27 protein-coding genes and 2 tRNA genes are annotated in these 25,648 nt (G+C 54.1%); 21 read left to right on the top strand and 8 right to left on the bottom strand.

Features of this window, described 5'->3' with window-relative positions; translation table 11 throughout:
- Positions 1 to 19 precede the first annotated feature (19 nt).
- Both NP603_RS12070 and NP603_RS12075 read right to left on the bottom strand, forming a co-directional pair.
- Positions 20 to 679 carry a TMEM165/GDT1 family protein gene (locus NP603_RS12070; RefSeq protein ID WP_256611136.1) on the bottom strand — a complete coding sequence of 220 codons (660 nt, stop codon included), beginning with the start codon at positions 677 to 679 and terminating at the stop codon, positions 20 to 22.
- Between the two features lie 89 nt (positions 680 to 768).
- Positions 769 to 1,698 (bottom strand): ZIP family metal transporter, encoded by a 930-nt coding sequence (locus tag NP603_RS12075; protein ID WP_256611137.1) that lies wholly within the window; start codon positions 1,696 to 1,698, stop codon positions 769 to 771.
- Between the two features lie 279 nt (positions 1,699 to 1,977).
- Here NP603_RS12075 and NP603_RS12080 point away from each other — a divergent pair, with 279 nt between their 5' ends.
- The 18 genes from NP603_RS12080 to NP603_RS22165 all read left to right on the top strand — a co-directional run bounded on the left by NP603_RS12080 (position 1,978) and on the right by NP603_RS22165 (position 17,527).
- The gene (locus tag NP603_RS12080) at positions 1,978 to 2,550 is read left to right on the top strand and encodes a DUF2780 domain-containing protein (RefSeq protein WP_256611138.1); all 573 of its coding nucleotides are present in this window, start codon (positions 1,978 to 1,980) and stop codon (positions 2,548 to 2,550) included.
- A 44-nt stretch (positions 2,551 to 2,594) separates the two neighbouring features.
- Positions 2,595 to 2,993: a hypothetical protein gene (locus tag NP603_RS12085; RefSeq protein WP_256611139.1), complete on the top strand. Its 399-nt coding sequence runs from the start codon at positions 2,595 to 2,597 to the stop codon at positions 2,991 to 2,993.
- Between the two features lie 63 nt (positions 2,994 to 3,056).
- Positions 3,057 to 4,154, top strand: coding sequence for a quinolinate synthase NadA (gene nadA, locus NP603_RS12090; RefSeq protein ID WP_256611140.1), 1,098 nt, complete (start codon positions 3,057 to 3,059; stop codon positions 4,152 to 4,154).
- A gap of 61 nt (positions 4,155 to 4,215) precedes the next feature.
- Positions 4,216 to 5,529 carry a cobyrinic acid a,c-diamide synthase CobB gene (locus NP603_RS12095; RefSeq protein WP_256611141.1) on the top strand — a complete coding sequence of 438 codons (1,314 nt, stop codon included), beginning with the start codon at positions 4,216 to 4,218 and terminating at the stop codon, positions 5,527 to 5,529.
- Between the two features lie 70 nt (positions 5,530 to 5,599).
- A complete protein-coding gene (gene recA, locus NP603_RS12100; RefSeq protein WP_256611142.1) occupies positions 5,600 to 6,649 on the top strand; it encodes a recombinase RecA in 1,050 nt (349 codons plus the stop codon).
- A complete protein-coding gene (locus NP603_RS12105) occupies positions 6,612 to 7,109 on the top strand; it encodes a regulatory protein RecX (protein ID WP_256611143.1) in 498 nt (165 codons plus the stop codon). Before recA ends, NP603_RS12105 begins: the two co-directional genes overlap by 38 nt.
- Positions 7,110 to 7,200: 91 nt before the next feature.
- Positions 7,201 to 9,810: an alanine--tRNA ligase gene (gene alaS / locus NP603_RS12110; protein WP_256611144.1), complete on the top strand. Its 2,610-nt coding sequence runs from the start codon at positions 7,201 to 7,203 to the stop codon at positions 9,808 to 9,810.
- Between the two features lie 67 nt (positions 9,811 to 9,877).
- Positions 9,878 to 11,098 (top strand): aspartate kinase, encoded by a 1,221-nt coding sequence (locus NP603_RS12115; protein WP_256611145.1) that lies wholly within the window; start codon positions 9,878 to 9,880, stop codon positions 11,096 to 11,098.
- Between the two features lie 182 nt (positions 11,099 to 11,280).
- Positions 11,281 to 11,538 (top strand): hypothetical protein, encoded by a 258-nt coding sequence (locus tag NP603_RS12120; protein ID WP_256611146.1) that lies wholly within the window; start codon positions 11,281 to 11,283, stop codon positions 11,536 to 11,538.
- A gap of 187 nt (positions 11,539 to 11,725) precedes the next feature.
- A complete protein-coding gene (locus NP603_RS12125) occupies positions 11,726 to 11,911 on the top strand; it encodes a heavy metal translocating P-type ATPase metal-binding domain-containing protein (protein WP_256611147.1) in 186 nt (61 codons plus the stop codon).
- 125 nt (positions 11,912 to 12,036) lie between these two features.
- Complete coding sequence (locus tag NP603_RS12130; protein WP_256611148.1) at positions 12,037 to 12,225, top strand: hypothetical protein; 189 nt, start codon at positions 12,037 to 12,039, stop codon at positions 12,223 to 12,225.
- Between the two features lie 91 nt (positions 12,226 to 12,316).
- A complete protein-coding gene (locus NP603_RS12135; RefSeq protein WP_256611149.1) occupies positions 12,317 to 12,928 on the top strand; it encodes a hypothetical protein in 612 nt (203 codons plus the stop codon).
- Positions 12,929 to 13,000: 72 nt separating this feature from the next.
- A complete protein-coding gene (locus tag NP603_RS12140) occupies positions 13,001 to 15,451 on the top strand; it encodes a heavy metal translocating P-type ATPase (protein ID WP_256611150.1) in 2,451 nt (816 codons plus the stop codon).
- Positions 15,452 to 16,297 (top strand): sulfite exporter TauE/SafE family protein, encoded by an 846-nt coding sequence (locus tag NP603_RS12145; protein WP_256611151.1) that lies wholly within the window; start codon positions 15,452 to 15,454, stop codon positions 16,295 to 16,297.
- A 61-nt stretch (positions 16,298 to 16,358) separates the two neighbouring features.
- Positions 16,359 to 16,434, top strand: a tRNA-Thr gene (locus NP603_RS12150).
- Positions 16,435 to 16,670: 236 nt separating this feature from the next.
- Positions 16,671 to 16,868, top strand: coding sequence for a YlcI/YnfO family protein (locus NP603_RS12155; protein WP_140912349.1), 198 nt, complete (start codon positions 16,671 to 16,673; stop codon positions 16,866 to 16,868).
- The gene (locus tag NP603_RS12160) at positions 16,858 to 17,115 is read left to right on the top strand and encodes a type II toxin-antitoxin system RelE family toxin (RefSeq protein ID WP_256611152.1); all 258 of its coding nucleotides are present in this window, start codon (positions 16,858 to 16,860) and stop codon (positions 17,113 to 17,115) included. The genes NP603_RS12155 and NP603_RS12160 overlap by 11 nt, the downstream gene beginning before the upstream one ends.
- Before the next feature lie 40 nt (positions 17,116 to 17,155).
- Positions 17,156 to 17,527 (top strand): type II toxin-antitoxin system MqsA family antitoxin, encoded by a 372-nt coding sequence (locus tag NP603_RS22165; RefSeq protein WP_256611153.1) that lies wholly within the window; start codon positions 17,156 to 17,158, stop codon positions 17,525 to 17,527.
- A 123-nt stretch (positions 17,528 to 17,650) separates the two neighbouring features.
- Here the strand turns inward: NP603_RS22165 and NP603_RS12170 are convergent, their stop codons facing one another.
- The 4 genes from NP603_RS12170 to NP603_RS22025 form a co-directional block, all read right to left on the bottom strand.
- Positions 17,651 to 17,953: a hypothetical protein gene (locus tag NP603_RS12170; RefSeq protein ID WP_256611154.1), complete on the bottom strand. Its 303-nt coding sequence runs from the start codon at positions 17,951 to 17,953 to the stop codon at positions 17,651 to 17,653.
- Between the two features lie 99 nt (positions 17,954 to 18,052).
- A complete protein-coding gene (locus tag NP603_RS12175; protein WP_256611155.1) occupies positions 18,053 to 18,883 on the bottom strand; it encodes a 3'-5' exonuclease in 831 nt (276 codons plus the stop codon).
- A gap of 191 nt (positions 18,884 to 19,074) precedes the next feature.
- Positions 19,075 to 20,598: an RNA-directed DNA polymerase gene (locus tag NP603_RS12180; RefSeq protein ID WP_256611156.1), complete on the bottom strand. Its 1,524-nt coding sequence runs from the start codon at positions 20,596 to 20,598 to the stop codon at positions 19,075 to 19,077.
- Between the two features lie 508 nt (positions 20,599 to 21,106).
- A complete protein-coding gene (locus NP603_RS22025) occupies positions 21,107 to 21,271 on the bottom strand; it encodes a hypothetical protein (protein WP_256611157.1) in 165 nt (54 codons plus the stop codon).
- A gap of 299 nt (positions 21,272 to 21,570) precedes the next feature.
- Between NP603_RS22025 and NP603_RS12190 the strand changes: the two genes are divergently transcribed.
- Positions 21,571 to 22,233, top strand: coding sequence for a PEP-CTERM sorting domain-containing protein (locus tag NP603_RS12190; RefSeq protein ID WP_256611158.1), 663 nt, complete (start codon positions 21,571 to 21,573; stop codon positions 22,231 to 22,233).
- Between the two features lie 76 nt (positions 22,234 to 22,309).
- Here the strand turns inward: NP603_RS12190 and NP603_RS12195 are convergent, their stop codons facing one another.
- Positions 22,310 to 22,639 carry a dynactin subunit 2 gene (locus NP603_RS12195; protein WP_256611159.1) on the bottom strand — a complete coding sequence of 110 codons (330 nt, stop codon included), beginning with the start codon at positions 22,637 to 22,639 and terminating at the stop codon, positions 22,310 to 22,312.
- Positions 22,640 to 22,845: 206 nt separating this feature from the next.
- Here NP603_RS12195 and NP603_RS12200 point away from each other — a divergent pair, with 206 nt between their 5' ends.
- On the top strand, positions 22,846 to 24,075 hold the full coding sequence (locus NP603_RS12200; protein WP_256611160.1) for a dicarboxylate/amino acid:cation symporter: 1,230 nt from the start codon (positions 22,846 to 22,848) through the stop codon (positions 24,073 to 24,075).
- Between the two features lie 20 nt (positions 24,076 to 24,095).
- Here NP603_RS12200 and NP603_RS12205 read toward each other — a convergent pair whose 3' ends face one another.
- Positions 24,096 to 25,133: a GGDEF domain-containing protein gene (locus tag NP603_RS12205; RefSeq protein ID WP_256611161.1), complete on the bottom strand. Its 1,038-nt coding sequence runs from the start codon at positions 25,131 to 25,133 to the stop codon at positions 24,096 to 24,098.
- A 332-nt stretch (positions 25,134 to 25,465) separates the two neighbouring features.
- Between NP603_RS12205 and NP603_RS12210 the strand changes: the two genes are divergently transcribed.
- A tRNA-Val gene (locus NP603_RS12210) sits at positions 25,466 to 25,541 on the top strand.
- Positions 25,542 to 25,648: the final 107 nt, after the last annotated feature.

Below are 25,648 nucleotides of genomic sequence, written 5' to 3' on the forward strand. Positions count from 1 at the left end.
CTTCATTCAGCGGCAGTCCCTACAGGGGCTGGAGCAGTCCGGCAGCGGTCAGAATCAGATAGGTCTTATAGGCAGCGGTGGCGGACAAGGCCAGAAAAATCAAGCCGCTCGCCTTGTGCAATAGGCTCAGCGGAATCCGTTGCAGCACGGTGCGCCCGGCCAACACGCCGAGCGCCGAGGTGAAACTCAGCGCCAGCGTAGAGCCCAGCCAAACCGCCAAGGGTTGCGCCGTACTGCTGAAGGCAACCACGGCCAGTTGGGTTTTGTCGCCGAATTCGGCTACCGTGATCAGCAAAAACGTGGTCAGGAATATACCGTGGCCGCTTTTTTCGGCCACATCCTGTTCGCCGTCATCGTCGCCGCCACCGTTCAGCAGCGCGTGAATGCCGAATGCCGCGAACAGTAGGGCTACGCTGGCCGCCACGGCATAGTCCGGCAGCCAATTGGCGATTGCGGCGCCGAACACGACGGCCAGCGTATTCAAAAGCATGAATGCGGCAATCGCTCCCCACAGCACCGGCCCCGGCCGATGCCGAGACGCCAATGTCATGCATACCAACTGGCTTTTATCGCCGATTTCGGCGGCGGCTATCAGCGCGAAGCTGGTGCCGCCGGCGGCCAACAGTTCTGCAGGGTTTACGGCGAGGAGTTGAGCGAGCAGCGAGACGAGAGAGTCCATGGATAAATCTTAAGTTTCGGCAGAAGCGGGGAAAAATTGGCCCGCCGCGGCCGCAAGCCTGCCGGCGGGCGATAAGCCTGTTGCGGAAGTTAGACCAGCAGCCGGTCCAGTACCATCATGATGATGAAGCCGAACATCAGCGAGAAGGTGGCAATGCGGGAACGGCCTTTGGAGTGGGTTTCCGGGATGATTTCTTCGCTGATCACGAACAGCATGGCGCCGGCGGCGAAGCCCATGGCGATCGGCAGAATCGACGAAAACAGCGTCACCATCGTAATCCCCAGCAAACCGCCGACGGGTTCGACCAGGCCGGTCAAGGTGGCAATTCCGACGGCTTTCCATTTGTCGTAGCCCAAGCCCACCAGCGGCAGGGCCACCGCCAAACCTTCCGGCAGGTTTTGCAACGCGATGGCGATGGACAGCACCAAGCCGTTATTCAAATCGCCGGAACCGAAGCTGACCCCGACCGACATGCCTTCCGGGAAGTTATGGATCGTGATGGCAATGATGAACAGCGAGATTTTTTGCAGCGAATCCAGCGAATGGTCGCTGACCGAATCGAAATGCAGATGCGGTAGGCGGCTGTCGGCGAAATGCAGAAACAGGGCGCCGATCATCATCCCGGCCGAGACTACCCACAAGCCTTTGCCGGGCCAGACTTGTTCGCCGTACTCCATGCCGGGCACCAGCAGCGAAAATGCCGTTGCCGCCAACATGACGCCGGCTGCGGCCCCGAGCAGGCTGTTGAACAAACGTTCGGAAATGTCCTTGAAGAACAGGGCCGGTAACGCACCGACGCCGGTGGCGCAGCCGGCCAGTACGCTGGCGAGAAAGCCGATCACGACGATTTTGCCGAAAATAAGGTAAAGGCTGCCGAATACCAGAATTTGCGATGCGGTGAACAGGCCGATCAAGACTCCCCAGCGTTGTAATGTCGGCAGAGTCATGACTTGCAGATATTTGGGGTGAGCTTGCAAGCGCAGGTAGTAATCTTCCAGTGTTTTTTGAATGTTCAGCATGTCGTTACCCGATCGATGGTTAGGCCAAGCGCAGGATTATACTGAATTCGCCAAACCGGCCGCCGGCCAAGATGGCGATTTATGCTCGGCGAGCGGCAATTTGCCCGGATAGCCTGCGGGGCGGCGCCAGACGCGGTCGCTCGGCCAGCCGGTTTTCTGATTAAGATTTTGCCTGGTGTTGTCAGCCGGCAGCGTTTCGATTTAAAGTCAGCGCGCTGAGCGACGGCGCGGCGATGGCCGGCACGCTTCGTCAGGCATATTTTTCTTCAGGCGGAAATCATGAAAAACGTGAATATTTGTAGTGCTGCTTGGGCAGCGCTGGCTTTGAGCGCATGCGCTCCGGTACAACAGCCGACCGGCCAAACCATTGCCTTGGGCGGGACGCAGAATGCGGTCTTGCAACAAGCGCCGGCGGCGATCGGTAGCACCGGCGCCCCGGTTGCCGGTATCGGCAACGAATTGAGTTTGATCAACATTCTGGTCGGGCAATTGGGCATCAGCCCGCAGCAGGCTTTAGGTGGCGTCGGTTCGATCTTTTCAGTGGCGCAACAACGTATGAATCCTGGCGATTTCTCGCAATTGAGCGGTAGCGTACCGGGCATGGACCGTTATCTGTCGTCGGCGCCGCAACTGCCTGCCAACGGCGCCAATGCCGGTTTGTTGGGTGCCGCCGGCAGCCTGTTGGGCGGCCAGAACAATGCCTTGGGCAGTTTGGCGGCGTTGGCCGGCTCGTTCCAAACCCTGGGGATGAACCCGTCCATGGTCAGCCAATTCGTGCCGGTGGTATTGCAATATGTGCAAAGCCAGGGCGGAGCCGGCGCGATGAATCTGCTGCAAAGCGCTCTACGCTGATACTCCGCCGTTCGTTCCTTAATTTAAGAAAATAAAATAACAACATGGAAATATTACTGGTAGGCGCGGTGCTGATGATCGCTGCGATTTTAATGTCTGCGTGGTTGATGACCTTCGCCAAGTGGTTCCCGATTCCCGGCATCGATGGCGTATTCTTGAAGGATTACAAAACCATGATTCGCGCGCACGTCGATTTTGCGTTGATGGCGCTGTTTTGTCTCGGGTTTTACGCGACCAAGGTGGATTTGCCGGTGGCGGCCTGTTGGCTGGTCGTGATCGGCGGCATGACCAATCCCGGCGTGTTTGTGGTCGCGGCCTTCGACCCCGATTTCTGGGCCAAGCCGGTGTGGCGGATCTATTCGCTGCTCAGCTTCATGGCGACGACGCTGGGATTCGGCTGGATCGCCTGGACCTTATTGCGTTTCGCGCTGCAGGCCGGCTAAGCGGTATCGAAAACAGCGGCTTGGCGCTACAATGGCGCGTTTTTTATTGCCAGGTAACGATACATGACAGCCGCCGCTTTACCGATCCACGATTATGCCTTACTGGACGACGCCGAGTGCGACGTGCGAATTGTTGCCGCCAAAGCCAAGCTCGGCAAACGCTGCATTATTCTGGGCCACCATTACCAGCGCGACGAGGTATTCAAGCACGCCGATATTTTCGGCGATTCTTTGAAACTGTCGCGCGAAGCCGCGCAATCGGAAGCCGAATACATCGTATTTTGCGGTGTGCATTTCATGGCCGAAGTCGCCGACATTCTGTCGCGGCCGGAACAAATCGCGATTCTGCCGGACATGGCGGCCGGCTGTTCGATGGCCGATATGGCCAACAAAGTCAAAGTCCAGCAATGCTGGGACGAATTGGCCAAGATCATCGACGTCGAAAACACGGTCACGCCGGTGACCTATATCAATTCCGCCGCCGACCTGAAAGCGTTTTGCGGCCAGCACGGCGGTATCGTCTGTACCTCCTCCAACGCTCAGAAAATCCTGAACTGGAGTTTTGCCCGCCGCGAGAAAGTGTTGTTTTTCCCGGACCAGCATTTGGGGCGCAATACCGGTTTTCGGATGGGCATCCCGTTGGCACAGATGGTGACCTGGGACTTCAACAAACCCCAAGGCGGTTTGACCGAGCAGCAAATCCGCGACGCGAAAATGATCCTGTGGAAAGGCCATTGCTCGGTGCATCAGGCATTTCAGCCGGAGCAGATCGACAACTTCAAAGCTAAATATCCGGAGACTATCGTCATTTCCCATCCGGAGGCTTGCTTCGAAGTCTGCGAAAAATCGGATTACATCGGCTCGACCGAGATGATTCTGAAGATTGTTCGCGAAGCCGAAGCCAATACCCGCTGGCTGGTGGCCACCGAGCTGAATCTGGTCAACCGCCTGGCCCAGGAATGCAAGGCCCAAGGTAAAAGCGTGCATTTCATGGCGCCGACCTTGAGCATGTGCTCGACCATGTTCCGCACCGATCCGCAGCATTTATGCTGGGTATTGGAAAATCTGGCGGCCGGCCACGTCGTCAACCAAGTCGCCGTAGCTGCCGAACAAGCCGCGCTGGCCAAGCAGGCGCTGGACAATATGCTGGTGGCTTCCTGATCCCGCGCTTTTAAGCTCCCGGCCGGCGGCAATCCGCCGGTCGGCTACTCTCGTTTTCATCATGACATCCTTGCAAAACTCCGTAGCCTGCCCGGCAATGCTGATCGCTGCGCCGGCTTCGGGCCAAGGCAAAACCACCATCACCGCTGCACTGGCTTACCATTTCCGCAGCCAGGGTCTGCAGGTGCGAGTGTTCAAAACCGGTCCCGATTTCATCGATCCGCAGATATTGGCGTTCGCGTCGGACCATCCGGTTTACCAACTGGATTTGTGGATGATGGGCGAGAGTCATTGCCGGGAGTTGCTCTACCGTGCAGCCGGGGCAGCCGATTTGATCTTGATCGAGGGCGTGATGGGCCTGTTCGATGGCGACAGCAGCAGCGCCGATTTGGCCCAGGCGCTGGGCGTGCCGGTGGCGGCGGTGATCGACGCGCAAGGTATGGCGCAGACCTTCGCCGCGGTCGCCCACGGTTTGGCGAGTTACCGGCCGGAACTGCCGTTTGCCGGCGTCATCGCCAATAAAGTCGGCAGCGCCGGCCATGCCAAGCTATTGCAGGAAGCCTTGACCTCCGACATGGCGATGCTGGCGGCGGTCGCCCGCGACGATGCCATCGGATTGCCTTCGCGCCATTTGGGCTTGTTGCAAGCCGACGAAATCGGCGATCTTTCCGCTCGCTTGGCGCGAGCCGCCGAACTGCTGAACGGCTTTGGCCCGTGTCGGTTGCCGCAACCGGTGCGATTCGAGCCGGTCCGCTGCGAGCCGCTGCCGCAACTGCTGGCCGGGTTGCGGATTGGCGTGGCGCGGGATGCGGCGTTTTCGTTTATTTATCAAGCCAATCTGGATTGTCTGCTGGCGATGGGCGCCGAGTTGGCGTTCTTCTCGCCGTTGGCCGACTCGGCGCTGCCGGAGGTCGATAGTCTGTATTTGCCGGGCGGCTATCCGGAGCTGCACTTGTCGGCGCTGGCCGAGAATCTGCCGATGAAGCAGGCCTTGCGCGAGCACCATGGTCTAGGCAAGCCGATTTACGCCGAATGCGGCGGTTTTCTGTACTTGCTGGAGAGTTTGGCAGACAAGCAAGGCCAGGCCGCCGAGATGGTCGGTTTGTTGCCCGGCCGGGCGACGATGCAGAGTCGGCTGGCAAACCTGGGCATGCATAGTCTGACCTTGGCGGAAGGCGAGATTCGCGGCCACAGTTTTCATTTTTCGACCTTGGAAACCGAACTGCAGCCGCTGCAGATTTCGCTGCCGCTACGCAGCTTCGGTCACGGCGAAGGTTTTTTTCGCGACGGCGCTTTGCAGGCGTCTTATCTCCACCTGTATTTCCCGTTCAACCCCCGCGCGGCGGCCGGTTTTTTCCGGCAATCCGGCCGATAAAAACTGTTTCACGGCCGGCCTCTATGGGATAATGCCGCGTTTTCACCGGGCAGACAACAGTAGGTAGGATATGGACGAAAACAAGAAAAAGGCTCTCGGCGCCGCGTTGATGCAAATCGAAAAACAATTCGGCAAGGGTTCGGTCATGCGCATGGGCGACGTCGCCGCGACCCGCGACATCGAAGTGGTGTCCACCGGCTCCTTGTCCGTCGACATCGCGCTGGGTTGCGGCGGTTTGCCGCGTGGCCGGATTATCGAAATCTACGGCCCGGAGTCGTCCGGTAAAACCACGTTGACGCTGCAAACCATCGCCCAGATGCAGAAATTGGGTGGCACCGCGGCCTTCGTCGATGCCGAGCATGCGCTGGACCCGGTGTATGCGCAAAAGATCGGCGTCAATATCGACGACCTGCTGGTGTCGCAACCGGACACCGGCGAACAGGCCCTGGAAATCACCGACATGCTGGTCCGTTCCGGGGCGGTCGACATCGTCGTCATCGACTCGGTCGCGGCACTGACGCCGAAAGCCGAAATCGAAGGCGACATGGGCGACTCGCACATGGGCTTGCAGGCGCGTTTGATGTCGCAAGCCTTGCGCAAACTGACCGCCAACATCAAGCGCTCCAACACGCTGGTGATTTTCATCAACCAGTTGCGGATGAAAATCGGCGTGATGTTCGGCAACCCGGAAACCACCACCGGCGGTAACGCGCTGAAATTCTACGCCTCGGTCAGGATGGACATCCGCCGCATCGGTTCGATCAAGAAGGGCGACGAGGTGATCGGTAACGAAACCCGGGTCAAGATCGTCAAGAACAAAGTGGCTCCACCTTTCAAACAGGCCGACTTCGAAATTCTGTACGGCGAGGGCGTGTCATTCCTCGGCGAATTGGTCGACTTGGGCGTCGAGTTCGGCTTCGTGCAAAAGTCCGGTTCCTGGTACAGCTATAACAACGACAAAATCGGCCAGGGCAAGGATAACGCCAAGCAGTATTTGCGCGAGCACCCGGAAATCGCCGCCGAGCTGGAAAAAGCCATTCGCGAAAAGGCCTTTGCCAGCAGAGTGACGACCGCTCCGGCCCATGAAGACGAAGACCCCGAGTTCAACGACGGCGAATGAGCGCGGCCGGCAAATCGAAGAGATTTGTCTGAGATTGTTGGCGCGGCGCGAGCATAGCCGCCGCGAGTTGCTGGATAAGTTGGCCTTGCGCGGCTTCGAGCGCGACGAAGTGAATCCGGTTATCGATGCGCTGACCGAGCAGAACTGGCAAAACGACGAACGCTACGCCGAATGTTACGTCCGCGACCGTATCGGCAAAGGCTACGGCCCGATCCGTATCGCCTACGAATTGCAGCAGCGCGGTATCAGCGGCGTCGATTTGGATGCGCAAGCCGAAGAGCAGGGCGGTTGGCTGAATCTGGCGGTGGACGTTTATGCGAGTAAATACGGCGACGAAAAGGCATTGCCGCCGAACGAATGGGCCAAACGCAGCCGGTTTTTGCAGCAGCGCGGCTTTAGCGGCGAGACGATCAAGCAGGTGTTTGCCGCATTAAAAATCAAGTTATCTCGGTCGGGCTGATCCTTTCGGTTCAGTGCTGTATCCGGTTTGGTGGCTCTGGCGTGGCCAAGGCCGAGTTTGTTATGGACTAGAAAACAACTGAAGTAAACCCATGAAACATATGACCAGCGCCGAAATTCGCGCCGCCTTTTTGGAATTTTTCCGCCAGCGCGGCCACGCCGTGCGTCCGTCCAGCAGCTTGGTGCCGGGCAACGATCCGACCTTGTTGTTCACCAATGCCGGCATGGTGCAGTTCAAGGACGTGTTCCTCGGCCGGGAGAAAGTCGATTTTAACCGTGCCGCGACCAGCCAGCGTTGCGTGCGGGCCGGCGGCAAGCATAACGATTTGGAGAACGTCGGTTACACCGCCCGCCACCATACCTTCTTCGAGATGCTGGGCAACTTCAGCTTCGGCGACTATTTCAAGCGCGACGCGATCAATTTTGCCTGGGACTTTTTGACGAAGGAAATGGGGATTCCGCCGTCCAAACTCTGGGTGACGGTGTTCGACGAGGATTCCGAAGCCGAGGCGATTTGGCTGGAAGAGGTCAAAATCGATCCGACCCGCTTCTCGCGTATCGGCGCTAAGGACAATTTCTGGTCGATGGGCGATGTTGGTCCGTGCGGCCCTTGCACCGAGATTTTCTACGACCATGGCGAACACGTGGCCGGTGGCCCGCCGGGCAGTCCGGACGATGACGGCGACCGTTACATCGAAATCTGGAACCTGGTGTTCATGCAATACGAGCGCGACAAGGACGGCAACCTGACGCCGCTACCGGCGCCGTCGGTCGACACCGGCATGGGCCTGGAACGCATCGCCGCTGTAATGCAGGGCGTGCATAGCAACTACGAAATCGATATTTTCCAAAATCTGGTAAAAACCGCCGCCGCGTTGGCCGGTACCAGCGATTTGAGCAACAGCTCGTTGCGCGTCATCGCCGACCATATCCGCTCCTGCGCGTTTTTGGTGGCCGACGGCGTGCTGCCGTCCAACGAAGGCCGCGGTTACGTGTTGCGCCGTATCGTGCGTCGGGCGATTCGCCACGGTTACCGCTTGGGCATTCAAGAGACCTTTTTCTACAAATTGGTTGCGCCGCTGGCTGCCGAAATGGGTGAAGCCTACCCCGAATTGGTCAAGGCACAGGAACAAGTCGAACGGGTGCTGAAAAAAGAAGAAGAGCGCTTCGCCGAAACCTTGGGCCAGGGCATGAAAATTCTGGAAAACTGCGTTGCCAAACTGGATGGCCACGTCATCCCCGGCGACGTGGTGTTCTTGTTGTACGACACCTACGGCTTCCCGGTGGATTTGACCGCCGACTTTGCCCGCGAACACAACCTCAGCGTCGACCACGCCGGTTTCGAAGTCGAAATGAGCGCCCAGCGCGACCGCGCCAGGGCCGGCGGCCAGTTCTCGGCCGATTACGACCAGGACATTCGCCACGACAGCGTTACCGAATTTACCGGCTATTCGCATCTTGACGGCTCGGTGCAAGTCATCGGCCTGTTCAAAAAAGGCCAGCTGGTCGAGAGTCTGGAAGCCGGCGACGAAGGTGTGGTGATTCTGGATCAAACCCCGTTCTACGCTGAATCCGGCGGTCAGGTTGGCGACAGCGGCTTGATCGAATGCACCGGTGGCACGTTCGAAGTCACCGACACCCAAAAGCAGGGCGGTCAGTTGTTTTTGCATAAAGGCAAAGTCGTCAAAGGCGTGATTGCCGAAGGCATGGCTTGCGAAGTCAGCGTCAATGCCGAGATCCGCAAGGCGACCGAGCGCAACCACTCGGCGACCCACTTGTTGCACGCTGCATTGCGCAACGTGTTGGGCGAGCACGTGCAGCAAAAAGGCTCGCAGGTGAACAATGAGCGTTTACGTTTCGACTTCTCGCATTTCGAGCCGATGACCGCCGAGCAAATCGCCGCCGTCGAACGTCTGGTCAACGAACAAATCCGCGCTAATAACGCGGTCTGCGCGCAAATCATGGCGAAGGATGACGCGGTCAAAGCCGGCGCGATGGCCTTGTTCGGCGAAAAATACGGCGACGAAGTGCGGGTGTTGACGATGGGCGATTTTTCCACCGAGCTGTGCGGTGGTACCCACGTGCAACGCACCGGCGACATCGGCTTGTTGAAAATCGTCACCGAAACCGGCGTCGCCGCCGGCGTGCGCCGGGTCGAAGCAGTGACCGGCGAGGGCGCATTGGAATGGATTGCTCAGCGGGAACAGGCCTTGTTGAGTGTCGCCGGCTTGTTGAAAGCCGCGCCGGACAAGACCGCCGATAAGGTACAGCAACTACTGGAGAAAACCCGCCATCTGGAAAAGGAGCTGGAAAAACTCAAAGGCAAACTGGCCAGTTCGGCCGGCGACGAGATGACCAGCCAGGCCGTCGAGGTCAACGGCGTAAAAGTATTGGCGGTGCAGCTTGAAGATGTCGATCCGAAAGCCCTGCGCGATTTGGCCGATCAACTCAAAAACAAGCTGGGCAGCGCCGCATTGGTCTTGGCCACCGTCAGCGGCGACAAGGTCAGCCTGATCGCCAGCGTCTCGAAAGACGCGATGGATAAGGTCAAAGCCGGCGATTTGGTTAATTTCGTCGCCACCCAGGTCGGCGGCAAAGGCGGCGGCCGGCCGGATATGGCGCAAGCCGGCGGCAGCGATCCTGCCGGATTGTCGGCGGCGTTGGCTGCTGTACCGGAATGGGTTAAAGCCAAGCTGGGTTAATCGCGACGGCGGGCCAGAGCGTCCACCAACAATTTCAGTGTAAGAAAGCCAAGAAGGTCTATAAAGAATGGCATTGTACGTTTATAAATTCGGCGGTACTTCGGTCGGCTCGGTCGAGCGGATCAAGGCTGTCGCCGAAAAAGTCAAAAACGCCCACGACAAGGGCGATCAAATCGTGGTTGTCGTTTCGGCGATGAGCGGAGAAACCAACCGGTTGGTGGCATTGGCCAAAGAAATGCAGCCGCAACCGACCGACCGCGAGTTGGACGTGCTGCTGTCTACCGGCGAACAGGTGACCATCGCGCTGTTGTCGATGGCGTTGCATCACATCGGTGTGGAAGCCAAGTCATATACCGGTCCGCAGGTGCGGATTCTGACCGATAGCGCCTTTACCAAGGCCCGCATCCGCGAAATCGACGAAGCCAATATCCGCGCCGACCTGGAGGCTGGTCGAGTCGTGGTCGTGGCCGGTTTTCAGGGGGTCGACGAGCACGGCAATATCACCACTTTAGGCCGCGGCGGTTCGGATACCACCGGCGTGGCGCTGGCGGCGGCGCTTAAAGCCGACGAATGCCATATCTATACCGATGTCGATGGCGTCTACACCACCGATCCGCGCGTGGTACCCAAAGCGCGGCGTTTGGAACAGATTACCTTCGAGGAAATGCTGGAAATGGCCAGCTTGGGTTCGAAAGTCCTGCAGATCCGCTCGGTCGAGTTCGCCGGCAAATACAACGTCAAATTGCGCGTGTTGTCTTCGTTTATGGAAGGTAACGGCACCCTAATTACCTACGAGGAATCAGAAATGGAAAAAGCGTTAATTTCGGGCATCGCGTTTAACCGGGACGAGGCCAAACTGACCTTGACCGGCGTGCCTGATTTACCGGGTGTGGCGTCGAAAATTCTGGGGCCGATCGCTGCCGAAAATATCGAGGTGGACATGATCGTGCAGAATATTTCCGCCCATGGCACCACCGATTTCACCTTCACCGTGAATCGCAATGACTTTGCCCGCGCCAAGAATGTATTGGAAGGTTTAAAAGCCGATTTGGGCGGTAGCACCACCGTGATTGGCGACAACACCATCGCCAAGGTGTCGATCGTCGGCGTCGGTATGCGTTCGCACGCCGGCATTGCCAGTACCATGTTCAAAGTATTGGCGAACGAGGGTATCAACATTCAGATGATTTCCACCTCTGAAATCAAGATTTCGGTCGTCGTCGACGAGAAATATCTGGAACTGGCGGTGCGAGCACTACATACCGCCTTTGGCTTGGATCAGCAGTAGCTCGCGATGGAGTGCGGAGCTTCGCCGATCCACGTTAGATGGGGGAGGTGCAGGTGATTTTTAAAAAACTGTGTTAAATGACTTAATAAAAACAAGGCATTTGCCTTGTTTTTTGTTTAGGAATTTGTCCTTTTTTCTGTTTTTTTAAGCTTTATCAGGTAGTTACGATTCTGGCATTTTTTATGCTGTTTATCGGCGTTGCATTAATTTTTTCTGCGCGAGGTAAACAGATGGCTCAAGAATTAGTAGTTGCGAATCAAGAAGTGGTTGCCCAGCAACTAAACACTGCCGGCTTGGTTTTGGGGGCCGGGTTGGCGGTCGCTTCGATGATTTTGGTGCCGGCATTGGCGATGCGTCTGGGTTTGAGTGCAAGTCTCACCGGCGCTCTCAGAATCGCGTTGATGAAGGCTTCCAGCCAGGCAGCAAGGGGACTCAAATAATTGCCCTCGGCGTCTGCCCTTGATGCGGCCGGCGCTGCACGACTCAGTATTTGCCTTTCGGGAAAGCTATGTTCGATAAGTCGCTAGGGAAATCTCGCCGTTTGTTTTCAGCAAGCCGGTTATGCCGGATCGGGTATAATTCCATCATGGATTGCTGGAATTTGCCGAACGAAAACGGGTTTGTGTCATGACGGATGAAATCAAAAAAGATTGCGATCTTTGCGGCTTGACGGTTGAAGTAGCGGGTTTTGAACTTAAAACTGTCGACGGCGACAAAAAATTTTGCTGCGAAGGCTGTAAGGGTATTTACCAAATGTTGCATGAGGCGCAGGTATTACCGGATCAGGATGACGCCCGGCAGCCGAATTCTTAAAATGCATAGAGGATGCAATGGCGCACAAACACGATCCCAAATCCGACGTCAACGGCCCGTCAATGGCTAAACAAGTGATGGCTGGTACGTTGGCGACCGCAACGGTTAATACTGGAGGAAAATTAATGAGCAAGTTAGCGAAACACCCACTGTTGGTTTTCGGTGCCGGGATGGTTGCCGGTTATTTCGTCTACAAATACCGAAAAGAGATCATTTCCAGCGCCAGCAAGACCATAGAGGCCGGCAAGGACTTCGTGCTGCACCAAAAAGAAAACCTGGAAGATATCGTCGCCGAGGCTAAAGAAGGCGAGTGAGGATGCCGGTTTGCATTTTCAATGTGAAGCTTCACTGATTTGACAACGGGCGGTTTCGGCATTCCGAGCCGCCCGTTTTGTTTTTACGATTATGGCTATCCAGAAACAATTTTTATTGCGTTATCGAGGCGACGGCCACGTGCGGTTTCAATTGCCGGAGCCGGCCTGCCAAGCCGAGCCCGCCCGGCAATTGGCGGCAAAGCTGGTGGAACTCGATGGCGTCCGCTCGGTACACCTGTACCGTAGCCAGCGTAAACTGTCTATCCGCTATCACGAATCGGTTTGCGGCTTCAACCAACTGGCGGTCCGCTTAGCCCGGATCGTGGCCGAGTTGGAACAACAGGGCCTGTTCGAGACGCCTTTGGCCGACAAGGCGAAAAAATCGATGCTCAATATCGGCCAGCGGTTGCGGAAGACCCATGTCGGCGGCTGGTTTCGCGAAAAATACCAAGCCGGCCGGGAAACTTTGCAAGCGGCGAAGATCGTCGGCAAACTGGGCGTCAAAGGTCCGAAAGCGCTGATCAAGGATCCGGAAAAGGCCACGATCGATTTTCTCAACGACGTGTTGGTGCTGTACTTGATCAAAACCCACTGGACGCGGATTACCCAGGAATGGCTGGTCAGGCCGTTCGTATACCGTTACGAATGGATGGCCTTGTTCTATATGTTTTTCTTACTGGTCCGCTCCCGCAGGCCTAAATAGCTTTCAGCCCGGAGCCGCCGCTTGGCCGGCGCCGCACCGGTTCGCCTTTCCAGTACAGGATTGTCCCCCCCCATGGAAACCGAGATCCCGATCCCCAAAAACTTCGAGTTGCGCCACCAGTTGCGAAATAGGGTGCGCATCGTTTCCAGCGTTCTGGCCGGTGATCCGGAACGCGGATATATTTTGGAAATTCTGCTGAAAAAGCGACCTGAAATTAAGCGGGTGCGTTCTGTTTTTGCGATCGGTTCTGTCGTGATCGAATTCGATTCTAGCCGGCTGCCGAAAAAGAACCTGTTAATTCTGCTGGACGCGGTGCTGGGGAATATCGCTCACAAACAGGCCGATTTAAAACAAGACAAACGGAAAAGCCTTGGCGGTCCGTTGCAAGATATTGATTTGGCCGTGCAGGGGATGAGTTGCGCGTCCTGCGCGCTCTTGATCGAAATGGTGCTGAACCGCGACGAGCGGGTGAAGAAGGCGGCTGTCAATTTCGCTACCGAAACTGTAAATGTGCAGGGTTGCTTGACTTCCGCCGACGTGGTCGAAGTCATTGAACGCTTAGGCTATAGCGCGATGCCGGTCGATACGCTGTCGCAAAGAAAAAAACTCATTGAAAAGGAGTTGCATCGAATTGACGTGGCCCGGCGTCGATTCGTAACCGCAGGGCTATTGACCATACCGGTGGTGGTCTCGGCGATGGCGATGGGTAGCCGGAATTGGCTGCACTGGTTGCAATTCGCGTTAACCACCCAAGTGGTATTCGGTTCCGGGCGTCAGTTTTTCAGCAAGGCTTACCGTTTGGCTAAACAACGAGCGGCAAACATGGACAGCCTGATCGCATTGGGCGTCGGTTCGGCTTACGGTTACAGCGTGCCGGCCTTATTCCGCCGCCGCGGCCACATCTATTTCGAAGCCGCCGCGGCGATTGTCACCTTCGTCTTGCTCGGCCGCTACCTGGAGGAGCGCGCTCGCGGCAAAGCCGGCGAAGCGATTCGCAAGTTGGTCGATTTGCAACCGCAAACCGCGACGTTGCTGCTCGAGGCCGGTCACGAGCGTAGCATCGATATCGACGATATCCGCATTGGCGATTTGTTGTTGGTGCGGCCCGGCGAGAAGATTCCTACCGACGGCTTGGTCGTCTACGGCATTTCCACGGTCGACGAAGCCATGATTACCGGCGAAAGCATGCCGGTAGTGAAAAATCCGGGCCACACCGTGATCGGCGGTTGCGTTAATGGCAACGGCGTGTTGCATGTCAAAGCAACTGCGATCGGCATGGACACCGTGTTGGCCGGCATCGTGCACATGGTCGACCAGGCGCAAGCGGCCAAATTGCCGATCCAGAAACAGGTCGACAAAATTTCGGCGGTCTTCGTGCCGGTGGTGATGGTGCTTTCCGCGGCGACGTTGGCCGGTTGGCTGCTGGCCGGTGCGCCGTTCGGCTTTGCCTTCGGCAATGCGATTACGGTACTGCTGATTGCCTGTCCCTGTGCACTGGGATTGGCGACGCCGGCGGCGATCATGGTCGGCGCCGGCCAGGCCGCCAAGCAGGGCGTCTATATCCGCAACGGCGAAAGCCTGGAAATCGCCAGCAAATTGAACGCAATCGTGTTCGACAAAACCGGTACCATCACCGAGGGCCGGCCCAGGGTTAGCAAACTGGTCAAAATCTCGCGGATGGCGGAAGCCAAACTGCTGTTGTTGGCGGCATCGGCCGAGAACAATTCGGAGCACTTCCTGGGCAAAGCTGTGGTTGCCCACGCCCGCGAACAGGGCGTCGAGCCGGGAGAGTGCGCCTATTTTTACAGCGAAACCGGCCGCGGCATCCGGGCCGAAGTGGCCGGATACAAAATTCTGCTGGGCAACCAGGCTTGGCTGGAAAGCCAGCAAGTGGCGATCGAGCGCCTGGCCGAACACGCCGATTTGTTCGCCCGGCAGGGCCAGACCCCGGTTTATATGGCCGTGGACGGCAAGGAAGCCGCAGTATTTGCGGTATCGGACAATCCGCGCGACGAGGCCGCGGATGCCATCGCCCGCCTGCATCGCCTCGGTATCAAAACCATGATGGTGACCGGCGACACCGAAAAAACCGCGCATTTCATCGCCGACAAAGTCGGCATAGCCGATGTCGTCGCCAACGCCAGGCCGGAGCAAAAATTGCAAATCATCCGCCAATTGCAACAGGACGGCCGCAACGTCGGTATGATCGGCGACGGCATCAACGATGCGCCGGCGCTGGCGGCGGCCAATGTCGGTTTCGCGGTCGGCGGCGGCGCCGACATTGCCATCGAGTCGGCCGATCTGACTTTGGTGCAAGGCGATATCGGCAAGGTGACCGATACCATCGAACTCAGCGCTTTTACCATCCGCGTCATCAAACAAAACCTGTTCTGGGCCTTCGGTTACAACACAGTAGCGATTCCGGTTGCGGCGCTCGGCAAACTGAATCCTATGATCGCATCGGCGGCGATGGCGTTGTCTTCCGTATCCGTAATCGTCAATTCTCTGAGATTGAACAAGTAAATGAACCACCACAATATGGAAGGGATGGATCATGCCATGCACGGCATGACCGAAATGGCTGCGGCCAGCGGATTCGATTACACGTTGGCATTTGCCGCGGGTTTCCTGGGCAGTGGCCATTGCCTAGGCATGTGCGGAGCGCTGGTGTCCGGTTATTTCATGAAAGCCGGAAAAAGCAAAAGCTACCTGCCTTATCTGGCCTACCAACTTACGCGGATTTCGGTTTACGCGGCTATTGGAATGTTGGCGGCTTCGTTGGGTGTGGTGCTGGTATCGAGCGGCTTGTTCGGCAAGATCCAAAGTATTTTGCAGATCGCGATGGGCTTGGTGGTTATCGCGCTGGCGATGGGGGTGCTGGGCTGGATTCCCTGGCAGGGTTCTTTGCGTCTGATTCCATTGGCGGTTCTGCGCAAGGGGTATGCTACCGCCAATCAAAAAGGGCCGTTGATCGGGTCGGTGATCGCCGGCTTTCTGAATGGCCTGATGCCCTGCATGTTGACGTTTGCGATGGCGGTAAAAGCGACGACGGCAACCACAGTTTTAGAGGGTGGCGCGTTGATGCTGGCGTTTGGTTCCGGAACCTTGCCGATGATGCTGTTCATCAGCGTCGCCTTCGGCAAAATGAGCGCCAAGCTGCGCGGCTACATGTTCAAGGCGGCAGCCCTAATTATGTTGGCGATGGGGTTGAATACCATCAACAACGGCTTGAGTTTTTATCTGGACCAGGATTTCGACCATAGCCATTTCCTGTTCTTCTTGCAGGCTGAACTCGACCGGCTGATTCTGTTCTTGGCGCAAATCATGGATTACTTGTCCGGCATGATAGATAGTATCCGCAATAAATAGGGCGGCAGTGAAAAAAGAAATGGATTAAACGGATTTTTTTTGTATAATGGCGAGCCAATTTGCTGGCGTAGCTCAGTTGGTAGAGCAGCTGATTTGTAATCAGCCGGTCGCGGGTTCGAGTCCCATCGCCAGCTCCATATATATCAAAGGCTTATGTCGAAAGACCTAGGCCTTTTTTATTGCCTTGTTCATAAAGTGTCCATTTTATAATGGCACTTTAAATCACTGTCGACTTGGTTGCTTACCCATCAGGTAGCGCGCGTCCAGGCTTTTGCTGGGCGTTTGATCCTGTTGCCGATAAACGCTATAAAATTCGATGCTGAAAACAAGCGACATCCTCAGCGTTAAATGTAACGAAAAAGGAGGCTCTAAAATGATCCAGTTACCACAACCTACTGAAACGCTGTTAATCAACGCCGCAACTGTTGCTGGTCAATCGCCGTTAACGTTTCTCGATAACCTATTACGAGAATACCTCGATGATCAAGCCGACATCCAGGCCGCCGCCCAGTCATTGACCGAACCCGGCGAAATCAGCCTGGACGAGATGCGTTTGAAATATGACCTATAGCGTTGTATTCAAACCAAGCGCCGAAAAAGCCTTTTCAAAACTTCCAAACGAGATTCAAAAGCGCCTCTATGCGGCGGCTTGCGATTTAGCCGAAAATCCACGGCCGCCAGGCTTCAAGAAACTGCACGGCGTTGATGATCTTTACCGCATCCGCGTAGGCGATTACCGGATGGTCTATACCATCGAAGATTGTCAATTAAAAATCCTTGTGGTTGCCATCGGCCACCGTCGAGAAATCTATCGTTAGCCAGAGCGCTAGCTGATTGTTTCGTTTAAGGAGCTGTGATTTGAAATGTCTGCCTTGCGGCGCTGCCGAACTGGTAAGAGATACCCGAGACATGCCTTACACCTACAAAGGCGAGTCTACGATTATCCCGGATGTAACCGGCGATTTTTGCTTGGCCTGCGGTGAAGTCATTACCGATGCCGAAGAATCGCGGCGCACCATGGCTTTGATGCTGGAATTCAACAAGCAGGTCAATGCCTCGATGTTACTGGACCGGCTGACGCATCATTGCTACATCCTTGAAACAGGTAATGAGTCCTACCGCTTCCGACAAAGCTCTGAAGAAGCCAAGGTGCGCATACAAGCTCGCGAGAAGCTTAAACGTAGCGGCAAAACACCGGAAGATAGTTTGTACGAGGAGAATCTGTTTTAAAAAGCCAGCTTGGAAACGGATAGTCGGCTATCTCTCGTCATCCGTTTCCATTACACTTATCCACAGCCGGCCACTCCAAAAACCGGCTCCGCCCCCTGGTCAAATTTCAACCGGTACGGTCGGTCAATTTTCGCCCGGCGCCAACACGGTACGCTCTTCGTCGGTATACTGTTCAAGCTCGGCATTTAAGTCCTTAAATTCGTTTTTATCGAACATAGCGGCAATGAATGCCTTCACGACCACATTTTCAATAGTGTAGTGCTTGGCGTAGTCGGTGAGTTTTAGATTGTTCAAGATTTCGTAAGTCCAGGGCTGGAGCTTAATCCAGCCGCCGTCTTTTCTAGTTTTAGCCAGCATTTCGCCGTAGTCGGGTAGGAGGCGTTGAACGTAAAGAGTAGCAAATTTCTTGCTGGGTTTGGGGAGCATTTTCCAAGTGAGCAATGACTAAAACGATAAAGATTTACGCTATATAATCTTCCGAATTAAGTTTTTTCATGTGTCTGTATATTTATAACTCAGTGTTATTTATAAAATCCCCTTATTTAAATCAGTGATACATGATTGAATTTTTGCTTTTTCATGAAACCATTTTGGCAACGTATTAATAATAAATGGATAATTATTTATCAAATATTTGAAGACATCGTATACGGCAGAGGCGTCTTCAGCGGCATATATAATCTGATTTTCAGACAAGTCTTTGTTTTCCCAATTTGACCGAGACATCTTTTTCGATTTCTTCATATTTTTCCCTAAAAAAATAGCAACCGCCTTTTTAGCTCCGATGTCATTTTCTGAGTAGAGGTAAGTTTTAAATATTTGATGTAAATCCAAAAATGAACGCGGCCTAACTCCAAATTCCTTTAACATGTTTTCAATATCCTCGCTAAGTCCACTGCCTATCTTTATTGTATTGATATCTTCTAGAACTTTAAGTAAGGGTGAGACATCTTTTAGAGATTTTACTTGGAAAATATAGCAATCAGAGTCGTTCGCAATTTGAATTATGGAAATTTGATTGGGTGGCGCTCCTTTTTTAAAGCTTGGTTTTTTCTCTGTATCAAAACCTATAATTCTATTTTTCCCAATTTTCTGAATTGCGCTGTTAAGGTCATTGTTGTTTTTAACTATTTTGATTTTGCGCTGACCAATTGAATAGCGCTCTAGTTTTTCAAAGTCTATATTGTCAAGGTTGTCAATCAAATAGAAAAGTTCAATTACTCTTAAAAATGAACAGTCTACTGTCAAAAATGACATTGCTTTTTCGAAGATACTGTTTAACTCATCTTCTGCGGCCTCACCACAAATATTTTTTATCAATTTTATTCTTTGTGGGTGTGCAAGTGATTTCAGCATTTAAATAGATATATAAGAAGTCATGAGAGTGTTGTCTGATTCTTAAAGGGCATGCAGTCTGAAGCTATATCATGGCTGTGGGTCAAAAACAACGAACTAAACTAAAATATCAAGGGTCAATGCATATCCCAAAGCAGTCATAGGATGGTGTTTATACGAACCACACAGTTCGTGAACGATGAGTTTCACGACTATAGCGCCTCTCGGACCCATTTTGCTACCCAGCGATCAATCATAATGGGTGAGGTCGTTTCTGTTAATTTTAGCCAATGCTCTCGCTCATCACTAGGAAGTATTTGTGTGGCTCTTAGTATAGACCTTCGTTCCCATGCTCCAACAGTGTACAAATCAGCTTTTTTATCTCGCACCCATGCTAAATTTTTAGAAACTATCGCGGCTTGAGATTGGCTTATAATATTTGGCCCCAAAAATATGAATTGCTTCAGCGGTGTAACTTTGAGTAAGTCAAGATTGTTCGATAAATACCACTCAAACCAAATTCGCACTAGGTCTCTATTCATTGAAGCCGTCTGTGTTAAGGCAATTAGTTCATTCTTCCATTGATCCACAAAATCCGCGTTCGTAATTGCACTTAGATAAAGGCATACATCATTTATAACCGGTGTAAAAAAATCGAAGTTTTCAAAAATAATTTCTGCAAGACTTGGTGTCTTGTAGCTTTTTGCTTTCCTTAAAAGCGCTCTAGATAGACCCAAATCAAGGATTTTTCTTTCCAACACCTTTTCTGCTAGCAGGCTAATCTGCTCATCAGCTAATTCTTCCTCATTTTCAATTGGCACCTCTATTTCTTCATGCTCACCCGAATATGGATTGAATATTTCAAGTGTATGAAATATGTCTACACGCTCTAGCTCGTAGTGGTTATGCAGAATTTCACTTACGTATTTTTCAGTTTCTATGATTTTAGTTTTGTCACCAGAAAGTGTCAGTCGATGATTCTCATAAAGATATAGAGTCAAATCCTCCAATACAGATAGAAGTTGTTCCTTTGAATTCGAAAAAATTCGGAAATCGTCAACATATCTAGTATGAAAAACACCTTTATTTATGAGAAACTCATCAATATCCATCATAACTGCTTCGGACATAATGATGCTAGCTGCCGGACCAACAGGAACTCCTTGGGAAGCTTTTCCATTTAATCTCGATAAAAATCCTTCTATGTCATCACCAATTGGCTTCAAACTTGAATCTGCATATTCAATAGCATTATTTAACCTGTGCAAATAAATCTGATTGTAAAAATCAGTAATATCAGTCGCTAAAACATATTCTTTTTCATTTGCTAGTTTCTCCGATTGGGCTGTGAATTCCCCGAACCCATTGCCTTCCGCAAAAAGACTTCCCTCATCTAAATCTATTCGGTAAGAGCAAGCCACATGCTGATCCTTGGGTATGCGTGCGTTTTCCACCTCATCAGCAATTGAATAAGCAAGGGCGGTATAGACAATCGTATCTAGCGGGTCTAACTGCTGAACGACGCGGAAGCCCCCTTTTGGTTTCATCGATGTTAACGTCTTCGGAGATGTAACCCAGTGCTTTGCTATATTCTTTGACGATAATTCCTTTTTAACTTCATCCCATGAATGCCAAAGCGCATCAAACTCAAACGCTCTAGGAAAAAAGTCCGAATCATAGAATTTAGTAATATGTTTTTTAGCAAACTCTAGAGAGTCATCGCTTAGAATGCTCATTATTTCTGAATTCCTTATAGGTGTCTAACCAAGCAAAACACGTGGAAACTAATCTGGTTTTGGCTGGAAATGTCTATATTGGAGACATTGGATCAAATTGAATAAAAGGCTGCAACGGGTTGGTATACGCGTTCTGTCGAATCAACGACTGAGCTAAATCAGATGATTGGCCACTGTACCAAAATTGTACCAGCGCATGCTATTGGAGCCCTGCAACTCCAGTGTGAATGAGGTAGGTTTGGTATAAGCGACGCCGGCAAGTTATTGATAAATAAGGTTACCGCCTGTAATGTCAGGCTTTGTAATCAGCCGGTCGCGGGTTCGAGTCCCATCGCCAGCTCCATATATATCAAAGGCTTATGTCGAAAGACCTAGGCCTTTTTAATTGCCTTGTCCATAAAGTGTTCACTTTGCTGAGAGGGTTTAATCGTTTCACTTCCTCCAAATGCTTCGGCGCCAGGTGCGCGTAACGCATCGTCATGTTGAGTGAGCCGTGGCCTAGGATTTTTTACAGGGTCAGGATATTGCCGCCGTTCACCATAAAATGGCTGGCGAAAGTGTGTCGCAAGACGTGGGTGAGTTGGCCTTTCGGCAGCTTGAAGGTGCATTGTTCGGCCAGGCGCTGAAACGTCTTGCAACCCTCTCGAAACAACCGGCCCTTATCCTTGGGCACGCTCTCGTAAAATTCCGCATCAATCGGTACCGGTCAGATATGTCGACAGACCTCGGCGAATTGGCCTTCAGATCGCTCGAACGTTGTATTGCCTCGACCACCGCAAAGGCCAGTAACCTGCCTGATCATCCGAATTTAACCTTCGAGCAAACTCTGGACGACTTACCGGGGAACGCTGTCCGCAGCTCTGGATGACAATCCGGCGACACAGTATGACTTTGTGATTTAGTTCAAATAGAATGGGCTGCGATACCTCGGCTTTTTCTGGGGTTATTTGAGTTGTTTACGGGGGAACCGATATGAAACTTCAAATTATTGCTGCGCTGTTATTGACGGCGGACATGGCGGCTGCCAACGCTTCCTACACCACGCTGGCCTTGCCAAGCCTCAATGCGGATATCAGAACCTGGACCGATGGAGGCAGTTACGACAGCCTGTTCCCCGGTACGCAGACCTTCAACGGGGTGCCGTTTCAACTGGCGGTCGATGGCGACGGCAACACCGCGTTCCATAACGGCCAAATCGATATCCCGGTCAATATCTTCGGCGTCACCCAGGCGTTTACTTTGATCAATACCGCATTCGGCGCCGATGGAGCCAATGTCGGCTACGTCAGCTTCAGCGGTAGTTCGGGCGACGTCTACACCGTGGACTTGATCGAAGGCCAAAACGTCCGCGACCATTACGACGGCGCATTCACTAACGCCATCAACGGCGTCGATGCAATCCCGGCGTTTTCTGCCGGCAGCGGCCGGGCCCGGTTGGACCAGCAGATTTTCAACTTGCCGGTCGCGTTCGCCAACCAAACCTTGCTCAGCATCCGCTTCCATTCCAACCAACAAGGCTTGGCGGGCGAGCCGTTCATCGCTGCGGCTACCGTGGCGGCGGTGCCGCTGCCGTCGGCGATTTGGTTATTCGGTACGGTTTTGGCCGGAGGCATCGGTTGGGCCAAACGCCGCTAGAAAACCGGCACGCAGGTAATGTCCATTGCGCCGGTCGGCTGCCGGCTGGCGCCACTCTTTGCCCACTCGTCACGACCTACCAAAGGTTCCCGGCGCCCGGGGTATAGGTCGCTGCCACGACATTGGTCGCAATCAGCGTGTCGCATTGGATTATGTTGGCGGCCTGTACGCTGTTGGCATTGAATGTTACCCGATTCGCGTTGACTTCGACGCCCGCGGCCGCACTGATGTTAATCGATCCGTCGGGCGCGATTCGAATTGCCTGTTCCAGGGCGGCCAAGCGTTGTTCCAGCTCGGCGATCCGCGCCAACGCCTGCTGCAAGCGTCGCTCGCTCGCCGTCACGCCGATTTTGGGTTTCAGCCGCTTGCCGGCTCGGTTTGCTTCCGGTTTGGCTTCGATTTTCATGGCGACTTGCTCCTTTGCTTGTCCTGCTAGATTCTAAAAATTGCATTGCGTTTAACGAGGTGCCGATGCGTTGGCAATGAATCATAGAGCGATCCACTCCTGCTGTCGAAGCCGAATGCCATGGCCAGCGCTTGGAATAAAAGGCCGGGTTCGGCGCCGGCGGCCGGGTTAAAATCGGCGCGACCAGTGTGCAAACGGAGAACGCGGTGAAAATCGGATTGAACGGGCAAATTTTTTTCGGGGCGGCGTTGGGTATCGCGCTAGGCATCGGTTTCGCCGGATTGGGGCCGGAGGCGCAGCTTAGCCGGCAGGGTATTTATCTGCTGGGTTTGGTCGGCAATCTGTTTGTCGATCTGTTAAAAATGGTGCTGGTGCCGCTGGTGTTTACTTCGATTGCAGTCGGCGTCGCCAATTTGCGCTTGCACAGCCAGCTCCACCGGGTGTGGATCGCAACGCTGAGCTTTTTCGTATTGTCGATGGCTCTGGCGATCCTGCTGGGGCTGGGAGCGGCGATTTGGTTCGAACCCGGCAAAGGTCTGAATTTGGAATTGTTCCAGCACGCCAGCCAAGGATTTAGCGCCAAGCAGATGAGTTTCGCCGAATTCGTCGCCAGTTTCCTGCACGGCCTGTTCGTCAACCCGTTTGCCGCGTTGGCGCAGGCCAACGTGCTGGCGATAGTGGTATTTGCGCTGCTGTTGGGAATTGCGCTAGTGGTCGGCGGCGACCGTTACCGCAATATCCTGTTATTGCTACAGGAAGGGCTGGAATTGATGTTGCGCCTGGTCGGCTGGATCATGCGTCTGGCGCCGTTCGGGATTTGCGCCTTGCTGGCGCAGTTGCTGGCGACGCAGAACATGGCTTTGTTGAGCAGTTTGGCCCAATTCGTCGCGGTCGTGATCGGTACCACCTTGCTGCACGGTTTCGTGGTGTTGCCGGGCTTATTATTCCTGGCGACCGGCGTCGCGCCGCTGAAATTTTTCCGCGGCGCGCGTGCCGCTTTGGTTACGGCCTTCGCCACCAGTTCCAGTTCGGCGACGCTGCCGGTGACCTTGCGTTGCGTGGAACAGCATCTGCACGTCAAGCCCGGCATTGCGGGATTTGTGGTGCCGCTCGGCGCGACAGTGAATATGGACGGCACCGCGCTGTACGAGGCGGCTGCGGCATTATTCGTCGCCAATCTGGCCGGAATCGAGCTGGATCTGGCGCAGCAGTTGATAGTCTGTTTTACGACGATGGTGGCCGCCATCGGCGCGCCGGGCATACCCAGCGCCGGTATGGTGACGATGGTGATGGTATTACAAGCGGTCGGTTTGCCGGCCGAGGCGGTCGCGATTTTGTTACCGGTGGACCGGCTGTTGGATACCGTGCGGACCATGGTCAACGTCGAGGGCGACATGGTGGGTTGCTTGGTCGTGCAACGCTTTGCCGAGGCCTGAAGCTCCGGCGTTGGGCCGGATTACGACGGCACTACCTTATTGCGGCCGCTTTGTTTGGCTTGATAGAGCGCTTTATCGGCCCTGACCAGAAAACTTTCCGAGTCGTCGCCCTGCTGCAAGCGGGCGATGCCGATCGACAGCGTGATTTTGCCCAAGGGCTGGTTGTCGTTTTTGCGCTGCAGCTTGCTGGCTTCCATGGCGCTACGGATGTTCTCCGAGATTTGTATCGCCCGATCCGGGCTGGTATTCGGCATGATGATGGCAAGTTCTTCGCCGCCGTAGCGGGCGACGTGGTGGTGGTCTTCGGCGTGTTTTTTCATCAACGAGGCTACATATTTGATCACGTTATCGCCGATGGTGTGGCCGTAGGTATCGTTGACGCGTTTGAAATGGTCGATATCCAGCATCGACAGGCAGGCGGTTTCCGGCGCCGAGCGTTCGACGATCTCCGCCAGGGTCATATCGAAAGCGCGCCGGTTCAGCAAACCGGTCAAGCCGTCCGTGGTAGCAATCTGCTTGACCTGGGCCAGTTCTTCCCGCAGTTGTTCCATTTCCCGGTTGGCGTCGGTCAGTTTGGCCTGCATGGCCTGGCTGGTCAGCGCCAGCGACTTGGTTTCCTGGATGATTTCCTGCAACACTGTCTTCAAGCCGTCGGATGCGGAAAAGTTTTCCAGAATCGCCGACTTTTTCCGGAAACTATCGTTGCTTTCCTCTGCCTTGTTATAGGTGTCGTTGATCGCACTGGTGGCTTGTTCGATCACCTTATGCAACTGGCGGTTGATCTGCTCGAACGATTCCAGCGAGGCGTTGCAAATATGGGTTTTATACAGTTCGACGCTGGTTTCGTAATCGAATTTTTTTTGCTCGGCGATCAAGTTGTCGACCGCCCGGGTCAGGCTGGCATTACTTTCGGCGACATAGTCGTACCAGATCGCGTAATTGATCGGGTTGGCCGCTACATTATGCCGGACCAGCAGCGGTAGAATTTGTTTCAGGTAGTTGGCGTTTACGCTAGGAGAAAAATCGTAAATAGGTATGAAAGAAGAACTTTTACTCATGCGATTTTTGACGGTAAACCTAGCGGCGGTTAATGGGAGTATCGATACGACGACTATATGTAGTCTTATACCTACATTAAAGTAAACCAAAACGCGAATTTTTCAACCGCACGGGTTTCGCGATTGCCGTTCGCCAACGGCAGCCCCCGAGTTTCGCTGTAGAGCAACTCGGTCTTGTTGGTTTAACGGATTGTCGTGCGTACAGCGGTTCGCCAAAGCCGCTACCGTTATTTCCTGGTCCGGCAAGATCGGATCGCAGGCGGGCCGGATAAAAAACGGCAAAAACAGTTTGCGCGGAGCGGGGTTTTCGATAAAATGCGCGGCCTCGAGTCGGGTGCTTAGCTCAGCTGGGAGAGCATCGCCCTTACAAGGCGAGGGTCGGGGGTTCGAACCCCTCAGCACCCACCAGACTCGAAGTTTCAATGTCGTTGCAGCCGGTTTCGGCCTGCACCTGACTCTACTCTCGATCATTCGACTCGCAGAGTCATCTCTCGATTTGGGTTGCCTGCCTTGGC

Origin of the sequence: Methylomonas aurea, from assembly GCF_024505045.1 — a bacterium.
Classification (GTDB): domain Bacteria; phylum Pseudomonadota; class Gammaproteobacteria; order Methylococcales; family Methylomonadaceae; genus Methylomonas; species Methylomonas aurea.